Raw genomic sequence first — 3,367 nt, 5'->3', positions numbered from 1 at the left:
CACGGCGTCTTCGACGTCGGCGCCGACGGCGTACGGATCCGGGAGACGTACGGCATCAGCGCCCACGAGCTCGGGGAACGACTCGGAATCCCGCCGGCGTAGCTGCCGTTCCGGCAATGACGGCCGCAGTCCGGTTGCCGAGCTGTTGGAGACACAGGCCGGTTGCTTCGGTCGTGTTCGTGGATCCGGTCGAGGCGGCGATGCTGTGTGTGGGGGAGATGGCGGAACGCCTGGAGGAGGGGTTCGCCTCGTGGGCCGGGTGGCGGTTGGTGCCGCACGCGGTGACGGGCGTGGCGGCACCACGGGCCGGGTTACGGCATGCACCTCGACTCGACGACGACCTCTGCGGGCGCCTGCTCGGGCAACGGGACGTCGGCGACGTTCAGCATGTCGAGACACGGGCGGCGCAGCGCCATCGCCCGTCGAACCGCCCGGCGACGAACGCCGGCTTGAAGTGCCGGGAAGGGACCCGATGATGGCCGGGTGAGGACACAGAACGGTGACTCGGTGCTGGCGAGGGCCGTACGCATCTTCGAGGCGTTCACGCCGGAGGAGCCGGCCCTGACCGTCTCCGAGATCTCCCGGCGAACGGGGCTGCACGTGGCGACCGCGTCGCGACTCGTGGCCGAGCTGGCGTCGTACGGCTTCCTGACCCGGGACGACGACCGCCGGGTGCGGATCGGTATGCGCCTGTGGGAGCTGGCCACCAGGGCCTCGCCCTCCCTGTCGCTGCGGAATGCGGCGATGCCGTTCATGGAGGGCGTCCATGACGTCGTGGGCCACCATGTGCAGCTAGGTGTGCTGGACGGCGACGAGGTGCTGTTCCTGGAACGGCTGACCGCACCGGCGGCCGTCATCAACTACACCCGCATCGCGGGCCGCCTGCCCCTGCACGCCTCCTCCAGCGGCCTGGTCCTGCTCGCCCACGGGCCCGCCGACCTGAGGGAACGGGTGCTCGACGGGCCTCTGGAGTGCTACACCCCGGACACTCCAGCCACCGCCGCGCGCCTGCGGGCCGTTCTGGCCGAGGTCCGCCGGCAGGGGTACGCGTACTGCCCGGGTTACGTCCACCCGGACGCGCTGGGTATCGCGGCTCCGGTGCGGAACGCGCGCGGTGACGTGGTGGCCGCGCTGGCGGTGATCGTGCCCAACGAGGCGGGGGGTTCGTCCGTCGTACCCGTGGTGCGGACGGCGGCACGTGGTGTCTCCCGCGCGCTGGGAGCCGGCGGAAGTTCGTCTCTCAAGGATTCGTTTCTTACGGATTGAGAATGCCGTCACGGCCGTCTCCCGTCGCCGCGCGTCCTGCGGGCAACCTCAACGACCGGAGGCGACAAGGTGGTCGGAACCTGTGCGGATGCGGACGCCGGGCCCGGCGCGGGTCCGGGACTGACAGTCTCCGCGAAGGAGCAAGTCGCCGAGGGAATCGTGTCACTCACCCTCACCCACCCGGACGGCGCCCGGCTGCCGGACTGGACGCCGGGATCGCACATCGACCTGGTGTTGCCGGACGGGACGACCCGGTAGTAGTCGCTGTGCGGCGACCGGTGGGAGGCGCACGCCTACCGGATCGCCGTGCTGAGGGAGCCCGCGGGCCGGGAGGATCCGCCCACGTGCACGACCGGCTGCGTCCGGGAGACTGCGTCGGTGTCGGCGCCCCGCGCAATCACTTCCCCCTCGTGCCATCGGAGAAGTACCTCTTCATCGCGGGCGGGATCGGCATCACCCCGCTGCTGCCCATGGTGCGTCAGGCCGAACTACTCGGCGCGGGCTGGCAGTTGCTGTACAGCGGGCGAACATGGTCGTCGATGGCCCTTTGCGCGAAGCTCACGGCGGCCTACGGCGAGCGGGTCCATGCCATCCCGCAGAACGAACTCGGGCTGCTGGACCCGATGGCCTGGCTGGGCGCGCCGAGGCCGGACACCAAGGTGTACTGCTGCGGCCCTGCCCCGCTGCGCGCCGCCGTCGATGCGGCCTGCGCCGGCCGGCCGCCGTACACCCTGCGCCCCGAGGCCTACACCGCAGCCGCGCAGTCCGCACCGGTGCGGGACACCGACTTCGCCCCGATGGCGATGACGGCGTCGAACTTCTTCTCGGTCAGCCGTACTTCGCGGACGAAACCGTGCAGATGGCGCACCAGCGCCTGGGTGATCTCCTTGACGCGCGGGTCCCCGGCCCGCTCGGTCTCGGCGAGCACCGCCGCGGTGAGCTGGGTCTCGTCCTGGATGATCACGTCGGCGTCCCCTCGTCACGGTCGCCTGCCGACCCGCGGCAAGCAGCCACGCGCGAGTATCCGAAGGCCGTTCTGTCCGCACACCGCCCCTGTCCGGCCAGTGAACATCGGGGCGCCGCAAGGGGTATCACCCTGCACCGAACCATTGTGCTTCGCCCACGGCATTCGTAAGCTTTCCACTTGGAAGGTATTGAATCGTTTCAATTCCTTCTGCTCACGAAAGGAACGATCCGTGGACGAGGACAACAGAGGTGCCCTGAGCCGCCGGCACTTGATCGGCATCATGACCGCGGCGGCGGCCGGAGCCTCCCTCCCGCTCGCCGCCGCACCGCAGGCCAGGGCGGCCGGTGGACAGGCTGCCGCACCGGCCCGGTTGCAGGTCAACTCCCGCACCGAGCCGCTGGGCACCGAGACCGAGCCGACCTTCAGCTGGGTTCCCCCGGTCGCCAGGCAGAGCGCGTACGAGATCCGGGTCGGCACCGGCCCCGGCACCGCGGACGTCTGGCGCAGTGGCAAGGTGGCGAGCTCCGACAGCACCGCAGTCGCTTACGGCGGCGGGGTACTGACCGCGGAGCGGGCGTACTTCTGGCGGGTGCGGACCTGGGACGAGAAGGGCACCCCCGGCCCGTGGAGCGAGCCCGCGAGGTGGGAGACGGGTCTGGCGAAGGGCGACAAGGGCTGGTCGGGTGCGCAGTGGATCGGCGGGCGTCAGCCCCAGGACCACGATTGGCGGGACCTCACCGCGACCGTCGTCTTCCGCGGCGGCACAGACCCCACCGCCGGCCTGTCCCTGCTGTTGCGCGCCGAACCGATCGGCAAGACCTGGGGCGAGGGCCTGAACTGGACCATCCGGCAGAGCGGCGACGACATGCAGCTCGTCATGACGACCCGCCATTACGCCGGCAACACCTGGATCGACGACGGCACCTCCGAGCCGGACTGGGGCGTGAACCACTACGACCCCCAGAGCGAGACCAACCCCACCACCTCGGGCACCCGCACCGTCCCCGTCGCGACGGTCACCCTCCCCGCCTCGACCGGCCTGAGCAACAACACCTGGGCCACCCGCGACCACACCGTCCAGGTCAAGGCCGTGGGCCTCACCGTCACCACCACGGTCAACGGCATCGAGGTCGA

At 70.7% G+C, this 3,367-nt stretch carries 3 protein-coding genes and 1 pseudogene; 3 read left to right on the top strand and 1 reads right to left on the bottom strand.

The features are described 5' to 3' along the window. Nucleotides 1–179: 179 nt before the first annotated feature. Both JF597_RS00075 and JF597_RS00070 read left to right on the top strand, forming a co-directional pair. Nucleotides 180–476, top strand: a complete 297-nt coding sequence (locus tag JF597_RS00075; RefSeq protein WP_293986451.1) for a hypothetical protein — start codon at nucleotides 180–182, stop codon at nucleotides 474–476. Between the two features lie 7 nt (nucleotides 477–483). Beyond that, nucleotides 484–1,266 carry an IclR family transcriptional regulator gene (locus JF597_RS00070; RefSeq protein WP_293986449.1) on the top strand — a complete coding sequence of 261 codons (783 nt, stop codon included), beginning with the start codon at nucleotides 484–486 and terminating at the stop codon, nucleotides 1,264–1,266. A gap of 745 nt (nucleotides 1,267–2,011) precedes the next feature. Here JF597_RS00070 and JF597_RS00065 read toward each other — a convergent pair. Next, entirely contained in the window at nucleotides 2,012–2,230 is a 219-nt protein-coding gene (locus JF597_RS00065) for a dioxygenase (protein ID WP_293986447.1), read from the bottom strand. A gap of 232 nt (nucleotides 2,231–2,462) precedes the next feature. On the opposite strand from JF597_RS00065, the pseudogene JF597_RS00060 reads away from it, so the two are divergent. Next, nucleotides 2,463–3,367: pseudogene (locus JF597_RS00060) on the top strand (hydrolase); the annotation flags it as partial.

This window comes from Streptomyces sp. (genome assembly GCF_019510245.1).
GTDB lineage: Bacteria > Actinomycetota > Actinomycetes > Streptomycetales > Streptomycetaceae > Streptomyces.
Note: the sequence above shows the minus strand (reverse complement) of the source record. Positions and strands in the feature narration are given on the sequence as shown.